General features: G+C 38.3%; 26 protein-coding genes and 1 pseudogene. 16 read left to right on the top strand and 11 right to left on the bottom strand.

The genetic code is table 11. The features are described 5' to 3' along the window. Nucleotides 1-93 precede the first annotated feature (93 nt). The 4 genes from AC07M3_RS12455 (at nucleotide 94) to AC07M3_RS12440 (ending at nucleotide 4242) form a co-directional block, all read left to right on the top strand. Nucleotides 94-894, top strand: a complete 801-nt coding sequence (locus AC07M3_RS12455; RefSeq protein ID WP_494567435.1) for an RsiV family protein — start codon at nucleotides 94-96, stop codon at nucleotides 892-894. Between the two features lie 118 nt (nucleotides 895-1012). Continuing rightward, nucleotides 1013-2284 carry a serine--tRNA ligase gene (gene serS / locus AC07M3_RS12450; RefSeq protein WP_017392554.1) on the top strand — a complete coding sequence of 424 codons (1272 nt, stop codon included), beginning with the start codon at nucleotides 1013-1015 and terminating at the stop codon, nucleotides 2282-2284. A gap of 67 nt (nucleotides 2285-2351) precedes the next feature. Next, nucleotides 2352-3725 carry a siroheme synthase CysG gene (gene cysG, locus AC07M3_RS12445; RefSeq protein ID WP_231764682.1) on the top strand — a complete coding sequence of 458 codons (1374 nt, stop codon included), beginning with the start codon at nucleotides 2352-2354 and terminating at the stop codon, nucleotides 3723-3725. 43 nt (nucleotides 3726-3768) lie between these two features. Beyond that, a complete protein-coding gene (locus tag AC07M3_RS12440; RefSeq protein WP_002116042.1) occupies nucleotides 3769-4242 on the top strand; it encodes a tRNA (cytidine(34)-2'-O)-methyltransferase in 474 nt (157 codons plus the stop codon). Nucleotides 4243-4302: 60 nt separating this feature from the next. Here AC07M3_RS12440 and AC07M3_RS12435 read toward each other — a convergent pair whose 3' ends face one another. After that, nucleotides 4303-5910 (bottom strand): PT dipeptide repeat lipoprotein, encoded by a 1608-nt coding sequence (locus tag AC07M3_RS12435; protein ID WP_494599134.1) that lies wholly within the window; start codon nucleotides 5908-5910, stop codon nucleotides 4303-4305. A gap of 101 nt (nucleotides 5911-6011) precedes the next feature. Here AC07M3_RS12435 and AC07M3_RS12430 point away from each other — a divergent pair, with 101 nt between their 5' ends. From AC07M3_RS12430 to AC07M3_RS12420, 3 genes are all read left to right on the top strand, one after another. Continuing rightward, nucleotides 6012-7202, top strand: coding sequence for a cupin-like domain-containing protein (locus AC07M3_RS12430; protein WP_494567433.1), 1191 nt, complete (start codon nucleotides 6012-6014; stop codon nucleotides 7200-7202). 85 nt (nucleotides 7203-7287) lie between these two features. Beyond that, the gene (locus AC07M3_RS12425; protein WP_494567432.1) at nucleotides 7288-8085 is read left to right on the top strand and encodes a DUF6502 family protein; all 798 of its coding nucleotides are present in this window, start codon (nucleotides 7288-7290) and stop codon (nucleotides 8083-8085) included. A 28-nt stretch (nucleotides 8086-8113) separates the two neighbouring features. Then, nucleotides 8114-8746 (top strand): hypothetical protein, encoded by a 633-nt coding sequence (locus tag AC07M3_RS12420; RefSeq protein ID WP_494567541.1) that lies wholly within the window; start codon nucleotides 8114-8116, stop codon nucleotides 8744-8746. Nucleotides 8747-8817: 71 nt separating this feature from the next. On the opposite strand, the gene AC07M3_RS12415 is transcribed toward AC07M3_RS12420, so the two are convergent. Further along, entirely contained in the window at nucleotides 8818-9198 is a 381-nt protein-coding gene (locus AC07M3_RS12415) for a winged helix-turn-helix transcriptional regulator (RefSeq protein WP_192834413.1), read from the bottom strand. A 116-nt stretch (nucleotides 9199-9314) separates the two neighbouring features. On the opposite strand from AC07M3_RS12415, the gene AC07M3_RS12410 reads away from it, so the two are divergent. Further along, the gene (locus tag AC07M3_RS12410; protein ID WP_005036479.1) at nucleotides 9315-9875 is read left to right on the top strand and encodes a flavodoxin family protein; all 561 of its coding nucleotides are present in this window, start codon (nucleotides 9315-9317) and stop codon (nucleotides 9873-9875) included. 37 nt (nucleotides 9876-9912) lie between these two features. Here AC07M3_RS12410 and AC07M3_RS12405 read toward each other — a convergent pair whose 3' ends face one another. The 6 genes from AC07M3_RS12405 to rpoD all read right to left on the bottom strand — a co-directional run bounded on the left by AC07M3_RS12405 (nucleotide 9913) and on the right by rpoD (nucleotide 16490). Then, a complete protein-coding gene (locus AC07M3_RS12405) occupies nucleotides 9913-11298 on the bottom strand; it encodes an APC family permease (RefSeq protein WP_494567431.1) in 1386 nt (461 codons plus the stop codon). A gap of 266 nt (nucleotides 11299-11564) precedes the next feature. Beyond that, a complete protein-coding gene (locus tag AC07M3_RS12400) occupies nucleotides 11565-12749 on the bottom strand; it encodes an iron-containing alcohol dehydrogenase (RefSeq protein WP_092708965.1) in 1185 nt (394 codons plus the stop codon). A gap of 1 nt (nucleotide 12750) precedes the next feature. Beyond that, complete coding sequence (locus AC07M3_RS12395; RefSeq protein ID WP_003655436.1) at nucleotides 12751-13284, bottom strand: hypothetical protein; 534 nt, start codon at nucleotides 13282-13284, stop codon at nucleotides 12751-12753. 81 nt (nucleotides 13285-13365) lie between these two features. Then, complete coding sequence (gene lipB / locus AC07M3_RS12390) at nucleotides 13366-14019, bottom strand: lipoyl(octanoyl) transferase LipB (RefSeq protein WP_151743340.1); 654 nt, start codon at nucleotides 14017-14019, stop codon at nucleotides 13366-13368. 202 nt (nucleotides 14020-14221) lie between these two features. Beyond that, nucleotides 14222-14509 (bottom strand): YbeD family protein, encoded by a 288-nt coding sequence (locus tag AC07M3_RS12385; RefSeq protein WP_045435226.1) that lies wholly within the window; start codon nucleotides 14507-14509, stop codon nucleotides 14222-14224. Between the two features lie 97 nt (nucleotides 14510-14606). After that, nucleotides 14607-16490, bottom strand: a complete 1884-nt coding sequence (rpoD, locus tag AC07M3_RS12380; RefSeq protein ID WP_005036489.1) for an RNA polymerase sigma factor RpoD — start codon at nucleotides 16488-16490, stop codon at nucleotides 14607-14609. A gap of 358 nt (nucleotides 16491-16848) precedes the next feature. Here rpoD and AC07M3_RS12375 point away from each other — a divergent pair, with 358 nt between their 5' ends. Both AC07M3_RS12375 and AC07M3_RS12370 read left to right on the top strand, forming a co-directional pair. Further along, nucleotides 16849-17055, top strand: a complete 207-nt coding sequence (locus AC07M3_RS12375; RefSeq protein WP_002116495.1) for a PA3496 family putative envelope integrity protein — start codon at nucleotides 16849-16851, stop codon at nucleotides 17053-17055. 74 nt (nucleotides 17056-17129) lie between these two features. Further along, nucleotides 17130-17654 (top strand): YecA/YgfB family protein, encoded by a 525-nt coding sequence (locus tag AC07M3_RS12370; RefSeq protein WP_003655445.1) that lies wholly within the window; start codon nucleotides 17130-17132, stop codon nucleotides 17652-17654. Nucleotides 17655-17778: 124 nt separating this feature from the next. On the opposite strand, the gene trhO is transcribed toward AC07M3_RS12370, so the two are convergent. Further along, the gene (gene trhO / locus AC07M3_RS12365) at nucleotides 17779-18711 is read right to left on the bottom strand and encodes an oxygen-dependent tRNA uridine(34) hydroxylase TrhO (protein ID WP_494567430.1); all 933 of its coding nucleotides are present in this window, start codon (nucleotides 18709-18711) and stop codon (nucleotides 17779-17781) included. 111 nt (nucleotides 18712-18822) lie between these two features. On the opposite strand from trhO, the gene AC07M3_RS12360 reads away from it, so the two are divergent. Next, nucleotides 18823-19308: a DUF1289 domain-containing protein gene (locus tag AC07M3_RS12360; protein WP_307012758.1), complete on the top strand. Its 486-nt coding sequence runs from the start codon at nucleotides 18823-18825 to the stop codon at nucleotides 19306-19308. An 80-nt stretch (nucleotides 19309-19388) separates the two neighbouring features. Here AC07M3_RS12360 and gltA read toward each other — a convergent pair whose 3' ends face one another. Both gltA and AC07M3_RS12350 read right to left on the bottom strand, forming a co-directional pair. Beyond that, nucleotides 19389-20663, bottom strand: a complete 1275-nt coding sequence (gene gltA, locus AC07M3_RS12355; protein WP_004789414.1) for a citrate synthase — start codon at nucleotides 20661-20663, stop codon at nucleotides 19389-19391. A 366-nt stretch (nucleotides 20664-21029) separates the two neighbouring features. Then, nucleotides 21030-21110: pseudogene (locus AC07M3_RS12350) on the bottom strand (hypothetical protein); the annotation flags it as partial. A gap of 497 nt (nucleotides 21111-21607) precedes the next feature. Between AC07M3_RS12350 and sdhC the strand changes: the two are divergent. The 5 genes from sdhC to AC07M3_RS12325 all read left to right on the top strand — a co-directional run bounded on the left by sdhC (nucleotide 21608) and on the right by AC07M3_RS12325 (nucleotide 25359). Then, complete coding sequence (gene sdhC, locus AC07M3_RS12345; RefSeq protein WP_003655453.1) at nucleotides 21608-22009, top strand: succinate dehydrogenase, cytochrome b556 subunit; 402 nt, start codon at nucleotides 21608-21610, stop codon at nucleotides 22007-22009. After that, complete coding sequence (sdhD, locus tag AC07M3_RS12340) at nucleotides 22009-22374, top strand: succinate dehydrogenase, hydrophobic membrane anchor protein (RefSeq protein WP_003655454.1); 366 nt, start codon at nucleotides 22009-22011, stop codon at nucleotides 22372-22374. Before sdhC ends, sdhD begins: the two co-directional genes overlap by 1 nt. Nucleotides 22375-22386: 12 nt before the next feature. Beyond that, the gene (sdhA, locus tag AC07M3_RS12335) at nucleotides 22387-24222 is read left to right on the top strand and encodes a succinate dehydrogenase flavoprotein subunit (RefSeq protein ID WP_092708979.1); all 1836 of its coding nucleotides are present in this window, start codon (nucleotides 22387-22389) and stop codon (nucleotides 24220-24222) included. A gap of 14 nt (nucleotides 24223-24236) precedes the next feature. After that, nucleotides 24237-24947: a succinate dehydrogenase iron-sulfur subunit gene (locus tag AC07M3_RS12330; RefSeq protein ID WP_003655458.1), complete on the top strand. Its 711-nt coding sequence runs from the start codon at nucleotides 24237-24239 to the stop codon at nucleotides 24945-24947. A 283-nt stretch (nucleotides 24948-25230) separates the two neighbouring features. Continuing rightward, nucleotides 25231-25359 (top strand): hypothetical protein, encoded by a 129-nt coding sequence (locus tag AC07M3_RS12325; RefSeq protein WP_002116082.1) that lies wholly within the window; start codon nucleotides 25231-25233, stop codon nucleotides 25357-25359. Nucleotides 25360-25450: the final 91 nt, after the last annotated feature.

Raw genomic sequence — 25450 nt, 5'->3', positions numbered from 1 at the left:
CCTTTCACGGTAGCTTTTTTTATATTAGAGAGATAGATACATTTTTTAACCCCGTCTTATTCTTACGCTTTGTATAGTGATAGAGGTAAATTCATGGGGATTATTATGCGACTTTACGATAAAAAAATTATTTGTATTCTTCCATTAATGGCTGCAATGGCAATTGTGAGTGGTTGCCAACCAAAGTCGGCAGCCAAAGAAGAGCAGGCTGCTTCGACTGCAAAAGTTAAAGAGACTAAAGAGGCTGGTGTTCCTGTTATTCAGGCAAAAGTAATCCCAGTAAAATTGCCGAAATCAAAAGTTTGTTTAGAAGATGGTTGTACAGAGTATGATTTTCAAACAGTACAAACCAATCAAAAGTGGATTAATGATTACTTTACCAATCGTATAAAGAAAGCAGATCCGAATGCCTTTGCAAATTTAGCTGATCAGCCAGTCGATGTACCTGAAGGTGAGCCTCGTTCGAGTCAAAGTGCAATTTATGTCCGCTATTTGGGGCAAAATTATAACCTTGCAACTTTTGCGTTACAGACCTATTCATATTCTGCTGGTGCAGCACATGGCATGTCTCATCAAGAATTTGTGACTTTTGATTTATTAAATAAAAAGCACATTACTGTTGCCGAACTTATTCAGCCAGATGTTGAAAAACAGTTAGTTGATGCGCTTTTTGATGCGAATACCAATTGGCTTCAAGAGCACAATATCAGCCGTGAAAAACTGCAATTAAGTGATAATTTCTACTATGGCGCAAATGGGATTGTTTTTGTCTATCCAATTTATGAGTTGGCTTCTTATGCAGAAGGAATGACTGAATTAACGCTGCCGTATTTTGAAGCGAGTAAATTCATTAAACCTGAGTATTTACCGAGTGTCCCAAACTATAAGTTCTAAAATAGGTGATCTATTCTAACAATTGTGTGAAAGCTATTCGTTATGAAGATGATCACTATATTTTTTAGTGTGAAGGCCTTACACTATAGCCAGTTTTTTACCCATATTATGATTGATTATGATCGACCCTAAGTTACTCAGAAATAATATTGAAGCCGTTAATGCGGCTTTGGCAAAACGTGGTGTTCAATTAGATGTTCAAGAATGGGCTTCTTTAGAAACTCGCCGTAAAGACTTGCAATCAAAAACTGAAAAATTGCAGGCAGAACGTAATGCCGGTGCAAAACAAGTGGGTCAGATTAAAAAATCCGGTGGCGATGCTTCTGAAATCATGGCGCGTATGCAAGCCATTGGTGATGAAATCAAAGCTGCTGAAGTTGCGTTGTCAGAGCTACAAAACGAGATTGAGCAAAAAGCGCTTAGCATTCCTAACTTACCAGATGAATCTGTTCCTGCTGGTAAAAATGAAGATGATAACGTTGAAATCTCAAAATGGGGCACGCCTCGTCAGTTTGATTTTGAAATCAAAGATCATACTGATTTAGGTGAGTGGATGGGCGGTTTAGAGTTTGAAACTGCTACTAAATTGACTGGTTCACGTTTTAGCGTATTGAAAGGTTCTTTAGCACGCTTACAACGTGCGTTAACGCAATTCATGCTTGATACCCATACGTTAAAAAATGGTTATACAGAAGCTTATGTGCCTTATTTGGTAAATGCTGATTCACTGCGTGGTACTGGTCAGTTACCAAAATTTGAAGAAGATTTATTTAAACTTCAAGGCGAAAAAGAATATTACCTCATCCCTACAGCAGAAGTTCCTGTTACTAACTTCGTTCGTGATGAGATTATTGATACCGAACGCTTGCCATTAAAATACGCTGCGCATACGCCTTGTTTCCGTAGTGAAGCAGGTTCTTATGGGCGTGATACACGTGGTTTGATTCGTCAGCACCAGTTTGACAAGGTTGAAATGGTGCAAATCGTTAAACCTGAAACCTCTATGCAAGCACTTGAAGAACTCACTGCACATGCTGAGGGCATTTTACAGGCACTTGGTTTGCCATACCGCAAAATTTTGCTCTGTGGTGGTGATATGGGTTTTGGTGCGACTAAAACTTACGACCTAGAAGTTTGGGTTCCAAGCCAAAATACTTACCGTGAAATCTCAAGCTGCTCTAATATGGGTGATTTTCAAGCACGCCGTATGAAAGCACGCTACAGAATGGATCAAAAGAAGATCGAATTGGTGCATACTTTAAATGGTTCTGGTCTTGCGGTTGGACGTACTTTGCTTGCTGTAATGGAAAATTACCAACGTGAAGACGGTTCTATCGAGGTTCCAGAAGTATTACGCCCATATATGGGTGGTTTAACATTTATTGATTAAGCTTTGCATCTAAATTGTGCACGGTTTTTGCTTAAACATAATCAGATGATTAATGTAGAGGTTTAAGGTGGATATTTTTCCAATCTCTTTAAAGTTGCAAGAGCAACGTTGTCTGATTGTGGGTGGTGGGCATATTGCGTTGCGCAAAGCAAACTTATTAGCGAAAGCAGGAGCAGTAATTGATATTATTGCTCCTGCGATTGAAGAGCAGCTTTTACAGTTAGTCAAAACGACAGGTGGGCAGTATTTTGCTGAGTCCTTTGTCGAAAAAATATTAAATACCCCTTATCGCTTAGTGATCGCTGCGACTAATGATGCGCAAGTGAATAAAGCCGTTTTTGAACAATGTGAAGCGCGTAATTTGCTGGTAAATAGTGTCGATGATATTCCACACTGCCGTTTTATGGTTCCAGCGATTATTGACCGTTCTCCGTTGATTATTTCTGTCGCCTCAAATGGTGCATCGCCAGTTTTATCCAGACAACTTCGTACTCAAATAGAAACGATTGTTCCTCATGGCATGGGTAAGTTGGCTGAGTTTTCTGGCCAATGGCGTAAGCAAGTAAAAGAAAAGATTACTAACCCAGATGAGCGCCGAATCTTTTGGGAAAACTTATATGCTAGTCCATTAAAAGAACAAGTCTTTAATGACAATCTGGACGTGGCAAATGATTTAATTCAGCAAGCCTTAACAGAGTGGACCGCGCCTAAAGGTGAGGTTTACTTGGTAGGTGCTGGGCCAGGTGACCCTGAGCTACTGACATTAAAAGCATTACGTCTTATGCAACAAGCAGATGTTGTGATTTATGATCGTTTGGTATCTGAACCTATCTTAGAACTTTGTCGCCGTGATGCGACTAAGATTTATGTCGGTAAAGCCCGTTCAAATCACTCGGTTCCACAAGACGGTATTAATGCTCTACTGGTTGAATATGCTCAACAGGGAAAACGTGTTTGTCGTTTGAAAGGTGGTGATCCGTTTATCTTTGGGCGTGGTGGTGAAGAGATTCAAGAGCTGGTTGAAGCAAATGTCACTTTCCAAGTCGTACCAGGTATTACGGCAGCATCAGGCTGTTCCGCTTATGCGGGTATTCCGCTAACACATCGTGACTATGCACAAAGTGTCCGTTTCTTAACAGGGCATTTAAAGGAAGGTTCACCTGAACTCCCTTGGAATGAATTGGTTTATGAAAATCAAACTTTAGTTTTATATATGGGATTGGTTGGGTTAGAGCGCATTTGTGAGCAACTTATTGCTCATGGTCAACGTGCTGATATGCCAGTTGCTTTAATCTCCAAAGGAACTACACCGGAACAAAAAGTTATTGTTGGAACATTAGCCGATATTGCGACTAAAGTGTCTGAACATCATATCGTAGCGCCGACTTTAACCATTATTGGTGAAGTAGTGAGTTTACGTGAACAGTTAAAATGGCAATAAGTTCATCTGAATTTATTGTTTGTTATTAAAGTCGAGAAAATTTGTGATTCATGTTGTCCTTTACGAACCTGAAATTCCTGCCAATACAGGCAATATCATTCGTTTATGTGCTAATACGGGCGCACAGTTGCATTTAGTCAAACCCTTGGGTTTCGAGTTAGATGATAAAAAGCTTAAGCGTGCAGGATTGGACTATCATGAATGGGCGCGTATGCAGATTTGGGACAATATTGAACTATGTCTTGCAGATCTAAAAGCCAAAGGTGTTGAGCATGTTTTTCCGCTCACCACTAAAGGTTCTGCAACCCCGCATACAGTTGATTTAAATCGACCTGTGGCTTTATTGATGGGGCCGGAAACGCGTGGTTTGCCTGAGCATGTTCGCTTAATGTTTCCGCAAGAACAATGGATACGCTTGCCGATGGCTGAAAACTCAAGAAGTTTAAATTTGTCTAATGCCACAGCCGTCATTGTTTATGAAGCATGGCGTCAGCAAGGTTTCAAAAACTTAGGATAAATAACTAAGTTTTAAATAAAAATAAGGCCACTATTGTGGCCTTATTTGTTATTAGATGGTTTATTTAGGGAAAACGATACCACTTGCTAAATCATAGTTAGTCGGTGAGTTGGTATAGACTGATCCAAGTCGAACAGCAAAGAACCATCCTAATTTACCTTGATCTTGAATACGGTTTTCAACAATATAAGGTTCATCTAATTCAGATGCTGCATCTTCAACAAAGACTTTATATTCAATAGGTCCTGTATTTTCACTGTCACGTTCAAATAGATAACCATCAACATTAAAGAAGCCAAGATTGTTATTCGCATCAACAAGTCTATAACCCTCTGCAGCCTGCTCTTTAAGAAGCTTTTCAAGTTTTATTGCATCATCTTTGTTAAATGGAATATGTTGTGGAACTTCAAAATAACGATAAGCATAAGTACCGTTATGCGTACTACTATTTACACATGTTGGTACATAGAATGTGCCATTTGTTGTACCGTTATTGGTAAATGTCGAGTTTGCGTAGAGTAATTTGCACCCTTGCGCACCAAGTTCATTGAAAGCATTTATGATGCTAGTCCGAGAAGTATTTGTTAAGAATCTGTTAGAGTAAGTATAAGTTGCTGGTTTTTTATCATTTTTCACAAATAAATATTTGTCTGTGTTTGATGTCACTTCTCCAAATGAAAGTTTATATATATAGCCTAAGCTACCTTGTTTGTTTAACTCATTAACCCATAGTAAATAACGGTTTGCTACTGAAGTGGTTTTTACATCAACCGTTTTATAGGTATATGTGTCAGTGGATTTATTGTTTTTTACATATAAATTTTTATACAGCGCAAAGCTACCGTCAGGGTTATCTAAACTGACTGATGGAGTAAGAAGGGCATAGCCTTGGCGTCCTTGGTCATTGAGTTGGTTCAATACATCTGCCCAAGATTCTTTATTATCTCCTAATCTATAACTTGCCGTTGCCAATACTTGAGTTGGCTTTTGCATACTTGCTGGAGGAGTCGTTTTTGTAAAGCATGTATTTATGAGATCAAAGTTTGCTTGCTGTAGATAATTATGTATTGCATTTGGCTGATCTGTAGGTACTAAACAGAATTGATTTGCGTTTTTAAATCCTAAAATAGCTGGCTGTTTCTGAGTTAGTTTTCCTGCTACTACAAGTTGCCAATCTACTTTGTTATAACTTGAAGTTTGTACAGTCTGTGGGGCTCCAATATTTGAAACCAGACTGAAATCTTCAGCTTGGCGGTAACTTGCGACAATGTTACCTGTACAGTTCGCTTCATTCTCATAGCGTACGGTTTCACTGGCAAATCGCACACTGTTATCAGAAACTTTAATAACATTCATTTTTAGAGCAGAGCCATTAATACAAGCTCCTTTACCTGCTAGCCAACTTCCAACGAAGCGATCTGCTACCGTTGTTGGTGTTGGTGTTGGTGTTGGTGTTGGTGTTGGTGTTGGTGTTGGTGTTGGTGTCGGTGTCGGTGTCGGTGTCGGTGTCGGTGTTGGTGTTGGTGTTGGTGTTGGTGTTGGTGTTGGTGTTGGTGTTGGTGTCGGTGTCGGTGTCGGTGTTGGTGTCGAATCATTATCGTCAGACCCACACCCACTTAATGCTATAAAAATCAAAGCAATGCTGCTTCCTTTTACTATGTTATTCATCACATAAGCCCTTTTTTTATAAAAATGTGAAAATTTAACATTTTTAAAATAGATCAATTATAATGCAGTTGTAAAGATCAAATTTGAAAAAAAGGTTCAACATGGCAGCTTATAATCAAATTGAAATATTCCAACAAAGCCAGAAATGGTTTGATCAGTTGCCATTTGAATGGAAAAAATGGCTTGAAGAAAATTTAGAAAAAGGATGTTCGATCGAACAATTAGTCGATGTTTTAAAAGAAAATGGATTTGGGTTAACGTTTCAAACGAGTGAGCCGAATTTCCTAAGCTTATCTGACCAAGATCAGGAATGGATAATCGAACAAATTTTGAATGGGGTAACATCTACGGAAATAGTGAAAAGATTGGTAGAGCAGGGGCTTCATCGGCAAAAAGTAGAAGAATATTTAGGTAATTTAGAAAATAATCAGTTATATAAAATTCTGAAGAAAAAGCACCACCAATTTAAGAAACGTGAGTGGCTAATAGAAACTTTAGACCAACTGGCCCAGCTAGATTCTAATTATTGTAAAGAAATACCTTCAATCCCTGCTCCAATTTTCTCAGATTTTATTAAAGATTATTACAGTCAACACCGTCCTGTGATTTTGAAAAAAGGGGTAGAGCACTGGCCTGCTTTACATAAGTGGACACCTGAATATTTTGTATCCAAATTTGGCTATCATTCAGTTGAAGTTCAGATGAATAGAAATCTAGATGAGCAGTTTGAAAGACATTCTCCTTTGTTAAAGCAGACCATGAAAATGTCGGAGTTTGTATCAAAAGTTGTGTCTGTCGAGGCAAGCAACGATTTCTATATGACTGCAAATAATGCGACCAATAGTCATAAGATGCTTCAGGAGTTATTTTTAGATATAGGCGATTTTGCAGACGGCTACAGCAACTTGGCTTTAAAAGATGAGCGTAGTTTTTTATGGTTCGGGCCGAAGGGAACCTTTACGCCATTACATCACGATTTAACAAATAATATGTTAGTTCAAATTTATGGACGTAAAAAAGTAACTTTGATTCCAGCTTTGCAAGTACCTCATCTATATAACGACCATTGGGTGTTTAGTGAGCTGAGTAATGCAAATGAAATTGATTTTAAAAAATACCCTTTAGCAAAATCGATTACCCCAGTGGAATGTGTTTTGAATGCAGGGGAAGCTTTATTTATCCCTATTGGTTGGTGGCACAGTGTAGAAAGTCTGGATGTTTCAATGAGTATTTCTTTTACCAATTTTAATGCGCCAAATCATTTTGTTCATCGGTTTCCAAAGGAGGCCTAAGAATGAAAATTGCATCTTAAACCGTTCAGTGTGACAATTGCTCAGCCCATACTGTTTTTCAAAGATGAAGGAAAATTGATAACCTATGTCGACACTCCAAACGAATAATGCAGAACTTAACCAAAAGCAGGTATTGCAGTTAATGGAATATCTGACGCAATGGTTAATTCGTTCGGGAGTTGGGTATAACGACTTTGTTACTGCTTTAAAACCCGTTTTCTATCAGCAGTCTTTAGCTGAGCTAGAACGTATAGATCAAAAAACTACTGATTCGGCAGTTAGTCTACTTTCTGGTTTACATCGTAAAGATGTTAGTGCTTTTAAAAAAGCGACACTGGCTGGGCAGCCTTTAACTGAAGCAAAAGTAGCAGAGCCAGTGAGTGTTCCTGCTCGGGTGATTGGTTTATGGCTTGCAGAGGGCTTAGCAGAAAAAATTCCTTTTATTAGCCAAGATCAGATTAGCTTTGAAAGTTTGGTAAAGAAAGTTTCAACCGAAAAACATCCAAGATCTATTTTGAATGAACTTGAACGTTTAAATATAGTGAAAGAAGAAGATGGTATTGTATCGTTACAGCAGCGAAGTTTTATGCCTGATGTAGAGCAATTCGAGGTTCGAAAATTATTAACGAATAACTTAGAGGCACATTTAGCTGCCGGGGTTCATAATTTATTTCAGCCAGAAAAAGAACCTTATTTAGAACAAGCAATTTTTGCAGATGAACTAACAGATGAATCGATTACTTTACTCAAAGAAGCAAGTTTACGCTTATGGGAAGATTTATCATTACAAGTACTCAAGTTAGCGATTGAACGTTGTGCACTCGATGAAGGAAAAGAGGGTGCAACCAAAACTTTCCGTTTCGGAGCTTATCAATATGACTAAAACAACTTATAAAAAATTAATAATATCCATGAGCTTCATTATGATAGGCAGCCTTTTGACTGCTTGCGGAGAGGATTTATTCGCAGGTGGTGCCAGTTTGGGTGGGTCAGGATATCCAACTAAACCCGGTAAACCAGGTGATTATGAGACTCCAGCCGATGGAAATAAAGGTGACTCAAAAGATAATGAAATTTGGTTACCTGCACCAAGTGAAGATGACTGTAATGGCTTGCATCGTAAATTAGAATTTCTTAATAATGTAACAAGAGAACCAATTGAAAAAGAAACAGTTTTTAAATACGCACAACAGTTAACATTAAACGGTACTCTTGCTTTACAGATTACTCAAACGAATATGGGCTTAGAAAAAATACAAGAACGACAACCTGCTTGTTATGTACCTTTAGAACTCTATTTACTTGGAAATATCAAACGTTCTTATCCGGAAAATGATTGTAAAGAGACTCAAACATATGAGTATCAATCAGGCGAAACAAAAACTTTTATTGTCAATTATCCTGCATTTGAAGTTGTGAATGGTACTTGGAAATATGGTCAGGAAAGCACCTATTTGAAGAATAATCAAGAGTTAAAGCAATGTGAACCTTTAACTATTCAATTTAAAATAAGCGCACCACCCGAACCGATTAAAATCAATTAAATTGAGTCACCTTTAAGATAAGAACAAAGCTTAATCGATAAGGTTTAATAAAATTTTAAAGAAAGCATGAGTTAAGCTTGCTCTAGCACTTTTCCATCATAAGTTATTTGGGCTGCTAAAACCTGTTCAATATTGGTTTCGGCCCATTCCTTTAATTGGAACGCCATTGAAGCTACATTTTGCCCTAAAGAAGTAAGTGAGTAATCAACGCGAATCGGGGATGTATTCTGGATTTTGCGCTCGATGAAACCGTCTCTTTCCAGCATTTTTAACTTCTGTGATAAGACCTTAGGGGAAATGCCTTGAATATTCTTTTTGAGCAAATTGAAGTGTTGAGTTTCTTCTTCAAGAACGTTTAAAATCAATAAAACCCATTTATCTGCAATTTTTTCAAAAAATAGACGAGCAGGGCAATGTTGTTGAAAAATATTATATTTTAGACATTCATTCATACCATTTACCTATAATTTTTTGAAAAATTACACTAGTTACCAACTAGTAACTAATTGACACCTAGTTTCTAAAATATATCATAAAGTGGAATTTAATAAAACAAAGGTTTGCTCCCATGTCTAACTCTAATATCGCGGTTGTATATTTCTCTGGTTACGGCCACACAAAAGTTGTTGCTGAAACGTTCGCAAACGAGATTAATGCTCAGCTCATTCAGATTGATCAGGAAGGAAATATTACTGATCAAGATTGGCAGACATTAAATGATGCGAAGGGGATTGTTTTTGGTGCTCCGACTTATATGGGTACAGCACCATGGCAGTTTAAAAAGTTCGCTGATGCAACTTCAAAAGTATGGTTTACACGTGGCTGGCAAGATAAAGTATTTGCAGGTTTTACAAACAGCGCGAGCTTAAATGGGGATAAACAAGTAACTCTTATCCAATTACAAACTTTAGCAGCACAGCATGGTGGGATTTGGGTGAGTCTTGGTTTATTACCAGCAAATACAAAAAATGCAACACGTGAAGATGTAAACAACTTAGGCGGTTCAGTAGGGCTTTTAGTTCAATCGCCTTCAGATGCAAGTGTGGAAGAAATTCCGACAGGTGATCTGGAAACAGCAAAAGTTTATGCTCAACGTGTACAAAGCATTGTGAATAAAATTTACGGTTAATTTGACCATAAAAAAGGCGCTTTAAGCGCCTTTTTTATTACTCATGCTCGTTATGTTGCGGAGCATTATATTTGAAGCCTTTGGTTTTATAGGCAAGATAACCTACACCAATCACGGCCCAAGCTAAGCCAATTTGTAAGGCAAGCTTATCAATCTCTAACCACATCATAAACACACTGGCAAAACCAAGCGTTGGTATAACAATATAATTGATGATGTCTTTAAGCGTTTTATTCTTGCCATCTCTTAATGCATAGCGAGAAATCACAGAGAAGTTAACAAAACTAAAAGCAGTTAAGGCACCAAAACTAATCAAGTTAACAATATGCTCAAGATCTAAAAAGCCAGCAGATAACGCAACTACACCAACAATAAGAATGTTGTAAGTTGGAGTATGCAATTTTGGATTGATATGACCAAATAATTTCTTGTTGATGACCCCATCGCGCCCCATCACATACATTAAACGTGATACACCCGCATGGGCAGAAATACCTGATGCCATCACAGCGACTACAGCAAAATATAAAACCAAAGTTTTAAACATCAAACTACCAATCGCAGCGACCATCACGGGCTGTGATTCATCTAGAGGATTAAAGTAAGTGTTTGGGTTACTTGGGAAATATAATTGGATGAAGTAAGTACTTACAATGAAAATAATACCTGCAAGTAATGCTGTAGAAAAAATAGCTTTTGGTAGCGTTTTTTCTGCATCTTTTGTTTCTTCAGCAAGAGAAGATAAAGCATCAAACCCTGTGAAAGAGAAGCAGAGTACAGTTGCACCAGCAATTAAAGCACTTACAGATGTCATGTCGTTCCAAAAAGGAGTTAATGACCACAATGCCGCTTTATCTGGATTTAAAGTTCCATCTGCATATACACCTTGAGTAAGTAAGATATATACCTGATAAACGAAATAAAAAATTACGCCTAGCTGAATAACAACGATCGTACTGTTAAAACGTGCAACGAACCGTGCACCAAATAAGTTAATAACAGTCATTAGGGTCGTTAAACCAATCACCCATAACCAGTTATTTACTTCTGGAAAAAGAGCTCTTAGGTAAATATCTGCCAAGATAATATTAACAAGCGGTGACAGTAGATAGTCTAACCAAGAAGACCAACCCACCATAAAGCCAACGTTAGGGTGAATTGATTTTTGAGCATACGTATAGGCCGACCCAGAAGAAGGGTAGCGCTTAATCATATGTCCATAACTGATCGATGTTAATAAGATTGCGACTAATGCAAAAATGTAGGAAGTTGGTACATGACCACCACTTCGTTCTGACACTAAACCAAAAGTATCAAATAACGTTAATGGCTGAATGTAAGCTAAACCAATAATAATAATATGCCAAAGCACAAGATTCTTTTGAAGCTTAGCTGTTGGTTTAGTCCCAGATAAATTTGTCAACGGCGTTATCCTCATAATCGTTGATCAAGGATCAGCTTGGTGTTAAGGATCGTTTGAGACGAACGATCCCCCCTACAGAAAAAGATAAAGTGCGCCAATCTATCCTAAATTGATATAAATTGTCAGTACTTTCATCTATTTTTTAGCAAATTTTTTGCCATATATTCCAAATAAAATAATGAATAAAAATTCTTATTCATAAAAAAGGTCCGATTTAATATATAAATCAGACCTTTATGGTGCTTTTTGGAGTTTAACTTATCGAATTACCAAGCTTTTTCTAAGATATCTCGGATATCTTTTAAGCTTGCTTCTTTCGGGTTGTAAATAATTGAGCCATCATTTAGTGCTTTTTCTGCAACTTCATCAAGCTGTGCTTCAGTGACTTTACCTGTTTCACGTAAAGTGCGTGGTAACTTTGTTAAAGTAAATAGGCGATCACGCATTGCTAAAATAGTCGTAATTGCTCTATCTGCGCGCTGGCTTGCTGGAGTTTGTGCATAAATATCTGCACCAGCGAGTGGTAATAATAACTCGCCAATTTTCTGACCATTTACTTGTTTATTATATTCAAGCACATATGGTAAGAATAAATTCATGCATAAACCGTGGGGCAGGTGAGCAACAGCGCCTAAAGCATGCCCTAGAGAGTGAACTAGGCCGACCATTGAGTTAGAAAATGCAATACCTGCCATTGTTGAAGCTTGAGCTAGCTCTAAACGGCCTTGAGCATCATTTGGGTTTTCTAAGACATTAAATAGATTTTCACTAATCTTTTTAATTCCAGCGCTTGCATAAGCATCGCTCAATGGATTGGCAGCCATACATGTATATGCTTCAACACAATGGGTTAAAGCATCCATACCTGTCATTGCAGTTAAATGAGGAGGCAATGTAAGCGTCATGCGTGGATCTAAAATTGCAGCATGTGGCATTAAATAATAAGAAGCGAATGCTAACTTAACATTCTTTTGAGTATCTGAAACTACAGCAACCATCGTTACTTCTGAGCCAGTACCCGAAGTTGTTGGAATCACAAAAAATGGTTTTAATGGTTTCGGTAGATTATGAGCACCTGCATATTGCAATAAGTCATTTCCACCTTCAGACACCAAAATGTTGGTTGCTTTAGAAGTGTCTATGACTGAACCGCCACCTACAGCAATAATCGCATCACATTTGTTTGCACGATAAGCTTCTGCTGCAAGGCGAACGACTTCTAAACTCGAGTCAGGTGGTACATCATCAAAAACATGACCAATGACAGCATCAGTCGTACTAAATGCAGCCTCAATCGGATTTAATAATCCATTTGCACGAACACCCTTATCTGTAATGATAAGAGGACGTTTTGCACCTAAAGTCGCAAGCTCAAACGGAATATGTTCTAGCGCAGCATTACCAGCAATGACTTTTACAGGACAAAAAAATTCGTAATATGGTTTGGCCATGTTATGCGCTCCGCTTGAAATAGGACTTGGCTACTTTTAAGTAAATATTTGCAGCCTCGTTGAATTTTTCTTTTAGGGTAAGTTCGGTTGGGTATTCTTTGACTGCTAGGGAAGCAACCAATTTAGGTAAAATAAGAGATTCCATTTTATTTAGGCAGCGTACCAAGCGGATCGCAGCAGATACATCACCATCGGCAATCATTCGGTCATTGGCAAATGCCTGAGCAGTACTTTCTTGAAAAGAAAACACTAAAAAGGCATGAGTGACATGTTTGAATGTAATCGTTAAGTCTGGTTTTTTTTCAGCTCTTTCAAGTAGCTCTAACTGTTTGTCTTCTGTCACTCGAGCAAAAAATGCTGGTCCATTTGGGAAAACATTCATTGAAAGTACAAAGTGAACAGGAAATTTAGATACTTCCTCTTGTATTTCATTGTCCACTTGACTTGCCATGACTAAGCCACGACCAATAACATCCATCATGAGCTTAACGTAGGCAAGTTGCAGAGTCGGCTTTACCGCTTTTGTCGAAATCACTCGCGTATCCCTTGTTAAAATTATGCGAAAGCAAATTTAGAGTAATTACTCTAATCCATTTTTATTTCATCGCAAAGCGATTTATTCATATTTGACTTTAGGGTCATTAAAGTACCCAGTGCTATTAATATACTCAATAAAGTCCTGACAAAGTTGACCAAATGATGGATAAGGAGTCACTAAATCTTGTATACGTACCATTTCTAAGCCTGCATAGCCGCAAGGATTGATGGTCTGGAACCCAGTTAAGGCACAATCCAGATTTAGTGCTAACCCATGGTAACTACGGCCACGACGAATTTTAAAACCTAAGGAACCAATCTTGCGGCCATCTACATATACTCCAGGTGCATCAGGCTTGGCATAAGCTTCAATTCCATACTTTTTCAAAACATCTATCATGAATTGTTCAGCAAAACTGACCAATGTACGTACGTTCCATTTTAGACGATTAAGATCAAACATGAAGTAAGCGACGAGTTGACCTGGACCATGCCAAGTCACTTGCCCGCCACGGTCAGTTTGTACTATAGGAATGTCTGATGAAATTAGGATATGTTCTGGTTTACCAGCTTGACCTTGAGTTAATACATTATGATGTTGAAGTAACCATAGCTCATCAGGCGTATCTTCATTACGCTCGTTTGTTAAGAGTTTCATGGTTTCAAATTTGCTTTGATAATCTTGTAAATCGTTCCATTGCCGAATGATCAAGTTGGGTTTATCAAGGCTCATCACAAAATATTCCTATAAGTTAGTTCATGCGGCGCCAGTTAATATCTGCGAGATAGAAGCCGAAAACCTTGTAATTTTAAAGGATTCTATAAGAGGAATTCTAAATATTTGTATGGTTTTTCACGATAGATTGGTTCTAAAATTTCCAAAAAAATACCACAGTAAGAATGTCTGACTGTGGTATTGATTGAAGAACTTAAAATTAAAGCGCAGTTCTAATCTGCGGACAAGCAGCCAAGTCAGCATAAAGTGCATGAACTTGTTCCAATTCTTCAAAGCGCAATTGTGCTGTTAAAGAGTGATACTTGCCGGTGCGAGATTCTTGAACTTTTAGTGTTGTATGATCGAAGTCTGGAAAATGTTTAACCAAAATATCGAGTACAGCAACACGTAATTCTTCACCCGCATCGCCAATAAGTTTAATTGGATAATCCATCGGAAATACCCAAAGATGTTCTTGTAGTTCGCGAGATGGAGTGCGGTCTAACATAAGTTACCTCATGATTTGAAACGCCTGCATCATCGCAGGCGTTTATAGCTCTTTCTATTAAATGGGGCTTGGTTTTGAAATTTCAAGCTTTCAAAACTTAGTCATTTTCAAGGAAAGAACGCAAGTGTTCAGAACGAGAAGGGTGGCGCAATTTACGCAACGCTTTCGCTTCAATCTGACGAATACGCTCACGTGTTACGTCAAACTGCTTACCCACTTCTTCTAGTGTATGATCGGTTGGCATATCAATACCAAAACGCATCTTCAAGACTTTTGCTTCACGTTCAGTTAAGTTTTCAAGTACTTCACGTGTTGCTTCTTTTAAGCCTTCTGAAGTCGCAGCATCAATTGGAGAAGTGATGTTTTGATCTTCAATGAAATCCCCAAGATGTGAATCTTCATCATCACCAATAGGTGTTTCCATTGAAATTGGTTCTTTGGCAATTTTAAGTACCTTACGAACCTTCACTTCGTCCATTTCTAAACGTTCACCTAATTCTTCAGGTGTTGGTTCACGGCCCATTTCTTGTAACAATTGACGAGATACACGGTTGATCTTGTTAATCGTTTCAATCATATGCACAGGAATACGGATTGTACGAGCCTGATCGGCAATCGAACGGGTAATCGCCTGACGAATCCACCAAGTTGCATAAGTCGAGAATTTATAACCACGACGATATTCAAACTTGTCTACTGCTTTCATCAAACCAATGTTCCCTTCTTGAATCAAGTCAAGGAACTGTAAACCACGGTTAGTATATTTTTTCGCAATCGAAATTACCAAACGAAGGTTGGCTTCTACCATTTCTTTCTTAGCACGGCGTGCTTTCGCTTCGCCAATTGCCATACGCTTAGAAATATCTTTAATTTCAGCAACGCTTAAATTAAGTTCTTTCTCAATATCTGCAATCTTTTGCTGGAATGCTAAAACATCTGGACGAACCTTTTCTAAATGCGCCTTGATCTCAGCAGGAGCTTTAGCAATCTGTTCATCTAACCAAGCTGGATTTGATTCTTGCTTAGGGAAAGATGTACGGAATTGAGTGCGATCCATACGGCCACGACGAACTGCGTAACGCATAACTTCACGTTCGTTGGCGCGAATTTGCTCGTGTGTACCACGAATCATTTCAGAGATGATGTCAAATAAACGTGGTGTAAATTTAAACATCATGAACACAGTAGCTAAAGCTTCTAAAGCGTCATCTGCTTCTGGGCTGTTACGGCCATGTTTCTCAATAATAGCTTTTGTTTTAGTCCATGCAGCTTCAAGTTCATTAAAACGAACTTTTGCAACTTCAGGGTCTGGGCCAGACTCACCTTCAGAATCATCGTCGCTTTCTGACTCTTCATCTTCTTCATCATCGTCAAGCTTAACTTCTTTTGCTGGTGCAGCTGGCGCTTCTTCTTCCTCAAGTTCTGTTTCTTCTTCTAGAACTTCAGGAATATCTTCGTCAGTTTCTGGATCAAGATAGCCAGATAAAATATCGGCAAGGCGACGTTCGCCAGTCAAGAAATCATTATATTCTTTTAATACAACTTCAACAGCATTTGGCCAGTACGCAATTGAATTAAGGACATCACGAATCCCTTCTTCAATACGTTTTGCAATGCTGATTTCACCTTCACGGGTTAACAGTTCAACTGTACCCATTTCACGCATGTACATACGTACAGGGTCTGTCGTACGCCCAGGCTCATTTTCAACCGATGCAAGTACGGCAGCAGCTTCTTCTTCAGCAACTTCATCGGCTGTGTCAGTTGACTCACCGAACATGGTATCGTCAGATTCAGGTGCACGCTCGTGTACAGGAATACCAACGTCTTGAAGCATTTGAATAATGTCTTCAATCTGTTCGCTTTCAGTAATCGAGTCCGGCAGATGATCGTTAACCTCAGCGTAAGTTAAGTAACCTTGTTCTTTGCCTCGGCTAATCAGAGCCGCTACTTGAGAAGTAGGGGAATGCATATCGCTCATCTTTGCTTACTCTTCGTTGAATCTGTGGCAGTGAAAAACCGTGCATGATAGCACAATTTGCTTGAAATATTTTGGATTTGATCGGTAACCGTTAAATAAAAAATATCTTTGAATTCACGTCTGTTTTTTGGATATTGGGCTAAAATCATTTTTTTCAAGCTTAAATCATGGAAAAGATCATAGAATTTTTTCTTGATCAAAAAAATAGTTCAGTTTTATAAATACACAATTTTTTGGGTGAAAAAAAGTACAAATATGCAGTTTAATGAAAAAAATATAAATAAAACTTGACATGGTTCTGTAAGAGAGATAAATAGCGCCTAGACCCATTCACATTTTTTCATTAGAGGTAGTTTTAGTGTCTTCTACAGATTTTGAACTAGATGATAACTACGGTGATGATGATGATGTCGGTTTTGATGAGTCATCAGGCAAAATCACTGCGAAAGAATCATTAGAAAAACGTAGATTAATCGATGATCTATTAGCTCAACGCCGTTTAGAGCGTGAGTTGAAAGATTTTGATTATGATTTAGACGATGATGATCTTGATGATGAAGACTAATCAAATCTGAATAGGGCATCGTCAGCTTAAATGCTATGCTATCGTAGATTTCTTTTTTATAGTCAGGTAACACAATGAGTGCGTTAGATTTAGACCAATTAAGTGAATATCTAGATGGAGACCACAATGAGTATGGTTTAGATTTCGCTGCAACTCATGGCTTTCTGTGTGCAATTGCAGTAGGCCCTCAGTTTGACCGTTGGTTAGATGAGCTGTTTGATAATAACCATAAAAAGGTTCCTGCTGAAATTATTCAGCAAATCAAGGCGTGGTTAGAGTCAATTCGACAAGATTTAGCAAATGAAAATGGAATTGCATTTCCATTTGAAGTTGAAGAAGCTGATGTTGAATCTAGCTTAGGTGACTGGAGTGTGGGATTCGTTGATGCAATGTTCTTAAATGAAGATGCATGGTTTGCACCTGAATATGAAGAACAATTAATTGATTTAACTTTACCAATGATGGTATTTAGTGGAATTGATGAAGAAGATCCACAGATGGAATCTTTCCGTCGTAATGGACAGTTAATGGATGAACTGGCAGAAGAAATCCCAGATAATTTGAATGAATTATACTTGATGTATCATACGCCAAATTAAACTTTAAAAATTAAGTAAATAACGTCCTTTCTAGGGCGTTTTTTATTGCGATAAATTTACTTATATAAAGATAAAAAAAGGCACTTAGAAATCTAAATGCCTTCTGAACGCTATTTATAGAGTCTTATAAACGTTTGCGTTTTGCAGCCGCAATTTGTGACTGGCGCATACGGAAACCAGCTTTTTGCTTTTCAGTTGTCTTGTCGATGCAATACACACAAGAAACACCATGTTCATAGCTTGGTAAAGCAGACTCTTCTGGAGTTAATGGCCAGCCACAAGCATGACATTTAACATTTACGCCTTCTTCAACGCCATGAGTTACAGCAGTCCGGCCATCAAAAACAAAACATTCACCTTCCCATAAACTTTCATCGGCAGGAGTTTCTTCTAAATATTTAAGAATACCGCCTTTAAGGTGATAAACCTCTGTAAATCCTTCTTGAAGAAGTAGAGAGGTTGATTTTTCACAGCGAATACCACCTGTACAGAACATCGCAATTTTTTTATCTTTATGCTGTTCTAATTCTTTTTTAACGTATTCTGGAAACTCTCGGAATGTTTCAGTTTTAGGGTCGATAGCACCTTTGAAAGTACCTGCCTTATATTCATAATCATTACGCGTATCGATCAAAATTACATCATCACGTGCAATTAAATCATTCCATTCTTTTGGATCAAGGTAGTGGCCCACTAAGTCACGGGGTTTAACTTCAACACCTAAAGTCACAATTTCTTCTTTAAGTTTAATTTTCATTTTACGGAAAGGTTTGTCAGAGCTATGAGATTCCTTATATTCCATAGAGGTAAAACCTTCATTGAGTAAAAATTGATAGAGACTATCAATTGCTACACGGTCGCCGGCAACAGTACCATTAATTCCTTCACCTGCTACAATCAGAGTTCCGCAAAGGTTGATTGTTTTCACTAAGTCTAATAAACGTTGTTGAAGATCGGCAGGATCTTGAACTTCTTTAAATTGATATAGTGCTGCAACAACCCAACCCGCGGTCGCTTGCTGTTCTACAGGTGCAAGCTGTTCTACAGTAGCGTTCATGGAAAACTCCAAATGTATTAAGATAGAAATTTAAGGCGCATATTTTAGCGCGAAAAGTTGTAATAAGCGAGAAAACCATAAAAAGTATATGGTTTATTTAAGGAGTCGGTTTTGAGTAGTGATCATCGAATGCTCTCTCTCACCCCATGTGCAGGGCGTTGTTCAACAGTTTTTGGTGATCAGGTTTGCCGTGGTTGTCGTCGTTTTAACCATGAAGTGATTCAATGGAATACTTATACAGCAGAGCAGCGTTTGGCTGTATGGAAGCGTTTAGATGATCAATTGAATCAAATCCTAGTGCCCATGTTACCTCATGCGAACTTGCAGCATGTAGAAGGATTTATTTTAAGTAAACGTGTTCGGCTGATGGAAGGGGCGAGCAAAGGTCGTAAGCTTTATCATGCTTTAAAAATATGTGAAAAAAATAAGCATCTGGCAACAGAAAGTGGTTTGGGTATTTCAGAGTCTCAAGTCAAAACAATATGGGTTGAATTCGAAAGGCGCGTTTTAGCTTTAGCTAAAGCGAGTTATGAGTTGGCTTGGTTGAGAGCTGATGGAATTAGTCATCACTTATTAAGTGTGTTTGACGAAGAATAAGTTTGTAGATTGAATTGAAGATACCTCAATAAAAAAGCTGCCAGAAGGCAGCTTTTTTATCATTAATTTTCTTTCGAATATTAACGTTTGATATCGCGTTGAGTCGGGCCAGTATAAAGCTGACGAGGACGACCAATTTTGTAAGGTGCGCTGTGCATTTCTAACCAGTGGCTGATCCAACCTACTGTACGTGCAAGTGCAAAGATTACCGTAAACATTTCTGTAGGGATACCAATCGCTTTAAGGATGATACCTGAGTAGAAATCTACGTTAGGGTAAAGTTTACGTTCAACGAAGTACGGGTCGTTCAATGCAATACGCTCAAGTTCCATAGCAAGCGCTAATTGAGGATCATTGATATTTAATGCTTCAAGAACTTCGTCACAAGTTTGTTTCATGACTTTTGCACGTGGGTCGAAGTTTTTGTACACACGGTGACCGAAGCCCATGAGTTTAACTTCTTTACGTTTTACTTTTTCCATGAACTCGGCAACGTTTTCTACACTACCGATTTCATCAAGCATTTTAAGTACAGCTTCGTTTGCACCACCGTGAGCAGGTCCCCAAAGTGCAGAAATACCTGAAGAGATACATGCATAAGGGTTTGCACCAGTAGAGCCAGCAAGACGTACTGTAGATGTCGAAGCATTTTGTTCGTGATCAGCATGAAGCGTGAAGATACGATCCATTGCGCGAGCAAGAACAGGATTTACTTTGTAATCACGGTCAGCAGGGGTAGCAAACATCATGTGTAAGAAGTTTTCCGCGTAATTTAAGTCATTACGTGGATAGATGAATGGTTGACCTACTGTGTATTTGTAACTCCAAGCAGCAAGTGTTGGAATTTTTGCAATGAGACGAATCGCAGTGATTTCACGGTGATTGATGTCTTCAATGTCAAGGTTGTTGTGATAGAACGCAGATAATGCACCAACAACACCAACCATGATTGCCATAGGGTGAGCATCGCGACGGAAACCATTGAAGAAACGGCTAACTTGATCGTGAACCATAGTGTGAGCACGAACTTTGGCATCAAACTCTGTTTTTTGTTCAGCAGTTGGGAGCTCGCCATTTAATAGCAAGTAGCAAGTTTCAAGGTAGTCTGCTTGAGTTGCTAACTGATCAATTGGGTAACCGCGGTGTAATAAAATACCTTTGTCACCATCAATGAACGTAATTTTAGACTCGCATGCAGCTGTCGCCATAAAACCAGGATCGAAAGTAAAATGACCTTCTTTCAATATGCTGCTGACATCAATTACATCTGGACCTAAAGTGCCACTGTAGATTGGTAATCCAATTTCTTTGCCATCAAGATGTAATACGGCTTTTTTGCCATTTGCTTCAGACATTCAATAGATCTCCTGTCCTGGTGAATGTTGATCTGACCCGAAATCCTAATGTTCTCATGTGCGAATCAGACGCTGTCAAAATTTGCTATAAGATTAGTGAGTACTGAAATTTTGTCAATTATACTTATGGATAAAAAATGACGATCCCACAGAGGGTTAGTCATCAAGACCCGAGCAAAAAAAAGTCAGTAAAATCACTGCATCGGGATCGTATAATAAGTCAATTCAACAAGAACGTGCAGAAAAAAAATGAAGGATGAGTACAATTGTAAGCAAATTTTAAAATTAAGATTAAAAATGACAAGTCGGTAGAAAATGCCAATCCAATTAAAAAAATCATAAAACTCATGGTGTAATTTCAAATTGCTAATCAAAAAAAACTCTATTTTTATTGAGTTGTAACAAAGAATATTGGTGTTTTTTTAAGTTTAATTGTATAAAAAATAGCTAATTGAACTGCATTAAAATAATAAAAACTCTTATTTCTAGTAAAAATTGCTTTTTCAAATGTATTTTAGGTTGACTGATTTGGGTTGAATATAAGTACGTTTACTTATTTGAATTGTAGCTTTTATTGAAAATATGAGGAGTTACTAACATTTTTCTATTTATATGATGAATTTATAACTTTATCTTTAGTCTAAAACTTACTTATTTAAAAGAAATTTCAGAAAAAATGAAATTAAATAAAAAGTTATTTTAAACAATAACATGATGAAACTATGTATACCTTTTTAATAGGGTGAATAGGGAGATATCATTGTGAATGATTCTTATTTAATTGTTTTTTGCTTAAATGGGAAAGTTGATTGTTTGTATTTTGATACTTCGCGTTTTATAATTCAGTGTCGTTTATAGGTTAGGCATGAGCTGTGCTTGCCTAACAATGCCAGCTTTCCTTGGAATTAATTCAACAAACTCCGGTCGGAGTTTCTACCTACAGGATGCCCGCTGTGAAAAGCAACAGACCTGTCAATTTGTCCATGGGTCAGGTGTTAGCGGTAAATTTACGCTCACCCGTGGCTATTGCATCAATTTTACACCGTTTATCAGGTGTCATCGTTTTCTTATTAGTACCAGTTCTATTATGGATTTTAGATAAATCATTATCTTCACCAGAAGGATTTGACTACGTTAAAAATGTCGTGTTTGGAAATATCCTTGTACGTTTTATCGTTTGGGTATTTGTAGCCGGCTTATTATTCCACTTTATTGCTGGAGTGAAGCACTTACTTGCAGATTTAGGTTTTGCTGAAGAACTGCAAAGTGGTCGTATTGCAGCGACAATTTCATTGATCTTATCTGTGGTAGCCATTATCGCAGCCTTTGTATGGATTATGTTCTAATGAAAAGTGCTACAGGTTTAACTGGTTCAGGTTCTCGTGATTGGTTTATCCAGCGTGTAAGTGCGGTTGTACTAGCAGCCTATACTGTTGTTCTTTTGGGTTGGATTCTCTGCAAAGGTGGATTTGACTATCAACAGTGGGCTGGTTTCATGATGACATTACCAATGAAGATTTTTTCTTTATTGGCAATTTTATCGCTTATCGCACACGCATGGATTGGTATGTGGCAAGTTTTTACTGACTATGTCACTACTCGTCAAATGGGTCCTTCAGCGAAAGGTTTACGCCTTGTACTGACGACGGCTGTCATTATTGCAGTGTTTGTGTACGCAATCTGGGGTATCCAGATTTTCTGGGCGAATTGATAGGAAGACATCATGGGCGCGATAACCCCTAAAGAAGATTATTCAAATATTCAAAACCTCACTTTCGATGCAGTTATCGTTGGTGGTGGTGGTTCTGGTATGCGTGCATCTTACCAACTCGCTCAAGCGGGTTTGAAGGTTGCAGTACTGACTAAAGTTTTCCCGACACGTTCGCACACTGTAGCTGCTCAAGGTGGTATCGGTGCGTCGTTAGGTAATATGCAAGAAGATAACTGGCATTTCCATTTTTACGATACAGTAAAAGGTTCTGACTGGTTAGGTGACCAAGACGCAATTGAATTTATGTGTCGTGAAGCACCAAAAGTTGTGTATGAACTTGAACACATGGGTATGCCGTTTGACCGTAACGCTGATGGTACAATTTACCAACGTCCGTTCGGTGGTCACTCTGCTAACTATGGTGATAAACCAGTTCCACGTGCTTGTGCAGCTGCCGACCGTACAGGTCATGCATTATTGCACACGCTTTATCAAAGCAACGTGAAAATGGGCACTCAATTCTTCGTTGAGTGGATCGCTCTTGATTTGATCCGTAACGAAGCTGGTGATGTTCTTGGTGTAACAGCGATTGATCAAGAAACTGGTAATATTTCAGTATTCCAAGCAAAAGCGACATTATTTGCTACTGGTGGTGCTGGTCGTGTTTACCGTGCATCAACAAATGCTTATATCAACACTGGTGACGGTCTTGGTATGGCTGCTCGTGCTGGTATTCCATTGCAAGATATGGAGTTCTGGCAATTCCACCCAACGGGTGTTGCGGGCGCTGGTGTGTTGTTGACTGAAGGTTGTCGTGGTGAAGGTGCAATCCTTCGTAATAAAGATGGCGAACCGTTCATGGAACGTTATGCACCGACTTTAAAAGACTTGGCTCCACGTGACTTCGTTTCACGTTCTATGGACCAAGAAATTAAAGAAGGTCGTGGTTGTGGTCCAAAAGGTGATTATATCTTACTTGATATGACTCACTTGGGTGCTGAAACAATCATGAAGCGTTTACCATCTGTATTTGAGATTGGTAAAAAATTCGCGAACGTTGATATCACAAAAGAAGCGATTCCTGTAGTGCCAACAATCCATTATCAAATGGGTGGTATTCCTACGAATATGCATGGTCAGGTGTGTTTACCTGAAGTGGGTACAGACAACTACACTAAACCTGTAAAAGGTTTCTATGCAATTGGCGAATGTTCTTGCGTATCTGTACATGGTGCAAACCGTTTAGGTACGAATTCACTTCTTGACTTGGTTGTATTTGGTAAAGCTGCTGGTGAGCACATTATCGATTACGTAACTAAGCATCATGGTGATGAATATGCACCACTTCCAACAGATGTATTGGGGCAAACATTAGCTCGTGTACGTAAGTTGGATGATTCAACTTCTGGTGAAAATGCTCAAGAAGTTGCTGATGCAATTCGTGATATCGTTCAAGATCACGCTGGTGTATTCCGTACTCAAGCATTGCTTGATAAGGGTGTAAAAGAGATTCTTGCTCTTGAGCCACGTGTGCGTAATATCCACTTGAAAGATAAATCTAGAGTATTTAACACTGCGCGTGTTGAAGCACTTGAAGTTGAAAACTTGTATGAAGTTGCAAAAGCAACTCTGATTTCAGCTGCTGCGCGTAAAGAGTGTCGTGGTGCGCATACTGTAGTTGATTATGAATTACCAGCTGATCACCCAACTTATTCATACGGTCGCCGTGATGATGAGTGGATGAAACATACGTTATGGTATTCATCAGATAACCGTTTGGAATATAAGCCAGTGCGCTTCAAACCGTTGACTGTTGATGCAATTCCGCCAGCACCACGTACATTCTAATCGGGAGTATAAAGATGAGTAGAGGTACTCGTACATTCGAAATCTACCGCTATGATCCTGATAAGGATAAAGCGCCGTACATGCAAACTTTCAAGCTTGAATTGACTGATAAGCACCGTATGTTGCTTGATGCATTGCTTGCATTGAAAGTTCAAGACGAAACGTTAACATTCCGTCGCTCTTGCCGTGAAGGTATTTGTGGTTCAGATGGTGTGAATATCAATGGTAAAAATGGTTTGGCTTGTTTAGAAAACCTGAATGATTTACCAGAGAAAATCGTAATTCGTCCATTACCAGGTTTGCCGGTAGTTAAAGATTTGGTTGTTGATATGAACCAATTCTATGATCAATATGACAAGATTCAGCCTTTCTTGATCAATAATCAACCAGCTCCACCTAAAGAGCGTTTACAATCTCCAGAAGAGCGTGAACACTTAAATGGTTTGTATGAATGTATTCTTTGTGCATGTTGTTCAACTTCATGCCCATCATTCTGGTGGAACCCTGACAAGTTCTTGGGTCCTTCAGCATTGTTGAATGCATACCGTTTTATTATTGATTCTCGTGATACTGCTACTGCAGACCGTTTGTCTCGTCTTGACGATCCATTTAGTTTGTTCCGTTGTAAAGGTATTATGAACTGTGTGTCAGTATGTCCTAAAGGTCTAAATCCTACAAAAGCAATCGGTCATATCCGTAATATGCTATTAGATCAAGCGGGTTAATTCTGCACAAATAGAAAGCGCACATCCTTGATGTGCGTTTTTTTTTAACTTTATAATGTAAACTTTAGACTTTGGTCGAAAAAGATGAGGTTTTTATATATTGCACCATATATTAAAAGATAAAATCGCATATGTATTTCGCCAGTTTATAGGTGGTATGTGTCAAAAAAATCAATCGTTCGTTAAGAACATGATACGATTTGCCACAAAGTTATAGGTGAAAAAAGCGTATACTAGTGAAATTAATTTAAGTAGCACGATCTTAGATCTGTGCTTAATTTTTATGGTTAAAGTCATTTTAGAAAAGTTAATTTTAAAGTTAATTTTTCTAAAAAGATTTGCAAAAAATTGCTCGGTTTTAATCGAGTATAAGGTGAGTGATGATGCCATTGAGGGTGTTGTGATTCATTAATTACCTATGGAGTTTCCTCTCTAGGTAGTATGACGCCCCATGGTCTTAAAGACCTGTTGGGTAAGTAATGCCTTTTTTACCAATTTGGCAT

It is taken from the genome of Acinetobacter sp. GW821-FHT09D10, from assembly GCF_059416285.1.
The sequence above is the reverse complement of the archived record's forward strand: the minus strand, read 5'-3'. Positions and strand labels throughout refer to the sequence as shown.

Excerpts from the sequence above, each read along its gene's own strand:
- AC07M3_RS12455 (WP_494567435.1), top strand. The coding sequence starts at position 94 with ATGGGGATTATTATGCGACTTTACGATAAAAAAATTATTTGTATTCTT.
- serS (WP_017392554.1), top strand. The coding sequence starts at position 1,013 with ATGATCGACCCTAAGTTACTCAGAAATAATATTGAAGCCGTTAATGCG.
- AC07M3_RS12435 (WP_494599134.1), bottom strand. The coding sequence starts at position 5,910 with ATGAATAACATAGTAAAAGGAAGCAGCATTGCTTTGATTTTTATAGCA.
- AC07M3_RS12430 (WP_494567433.1), top strand. The coding sequence starts at position 6,012 with ATGGCAGCTTATAATCAAATTGAAATATTCCAACAAAGCCAGAAATGG.
- AC07M3_RS12425 (WP_494567432.1), top strand. The coding sequence starts at position 7,288 with ATGTCGACACTCCAAACGAATAATGCAGAACTTAACCAAAAGCAGGTA.
- AC07M3_RS12420 (WP_494567541.1), top strand. The coding sequence starts at position 8,114 with ATGAGCTTCATTATGATAGGCAGCCTTTTGACTGCTTGCGGAGAGGAT.
- AC07M3_RS12415 (WP_192834413.1), bottom strand. The coding sequence starts at position 9,198 with ATGAATGAATGTCTAAAATATAATATTTTTCAACAACATTGCCCTGCT.
- AC07M3_RS12410 (WP_005036479.1), top strand. The coding sequence starts at position 9,315 with ATGTCTAACTCTAATATCGCGGTTGTATATTTCTCTGGTTACGGCCAC.
- AC07M3_RS12400 (WP_092708965.1), bottom strand. The coding sequence starts at position 12,749 with ATGGCCAAACCATATTACGAATTTTTTTGTCCTGTAAAAGTCATTGCT.
- lipB (WP_151743340.1), bottom strand. The coding sequence starts at position 14,019 with ATGAGCCTTGATAAACCCAACTTGATCATTCGGCAATGGAACGATTTA.
- AC07M3_RS12385 (WP_045435226.1), bottom strand. The coding sequence starts at position 14,509 with ATGTTAGACCGCACTCCATCTCGCGAACTACAAGAACATCTTTGGGTA.
- rpoD (WP_005036489.1), bottom strand. The coding sequence starts at position 16,490 with ATGAGCGATATGCATTCCCCTACTTCTCAAGTAGCGGCTCTGATTAGC.
- AC07M3_RS12370 (WP_003655445.1), top strand. The coding sequence starts at position 17,130 with ATGAGTGCGTTAGATTTAGACCAATTAAGTGAATATCTAGATGGAGAC.
- trhO (WP_494567430.1), bottom strand. The coding sequence starts at position 18,711 with ATGAACGCTACTGTAGAACAGCTTGCACCTGTAGAACAGCAAGCGACC.
- gltA (WP_004789414.1), bottom strand. The coding sequence starts at position 20,663 with ATGTCTGAAGCAAATGGCAAAAAAGCCGTATTACATCTTGATGGCAAA.
- sdhC (WP_003655453.1), top strand. The coding sequence starts at position 21,608 with ATGCCCGCTGTGAAAAGCAACAGACCTGTCAATTTGTCCATGGGTCAG.
- sdhD (WP_003655454.1), top strand. The coding sequence starts at position 22,009 with ATGAAAAGTGCTACAGGTTTAACTGGTTCAGGTTCTCGTGATTGGTTT.
- sdhA (WP_092708979.1), top strand. The coding sequence starts at position 22,387 with ATGGGCGCGATAACCCCTAAAGAAGATTATTCAAATATTCAAAACCTC.
- AC07M3_RS12330 (WP_003655458.1), top strand. The coding sequence starts at position 24,237 with ATGAGTAGAGGTACTCGTACATTCGAAATCTACCGCTATGATCCTGAT.
- AC07M3_RS12325 (WP_002116082.1), top strand. The coding sequence starts at position 25,231 with ATGGTTAAAGTCATTTTAGAAAAGTTAATTTTAAAGTTAATTTTTCTA.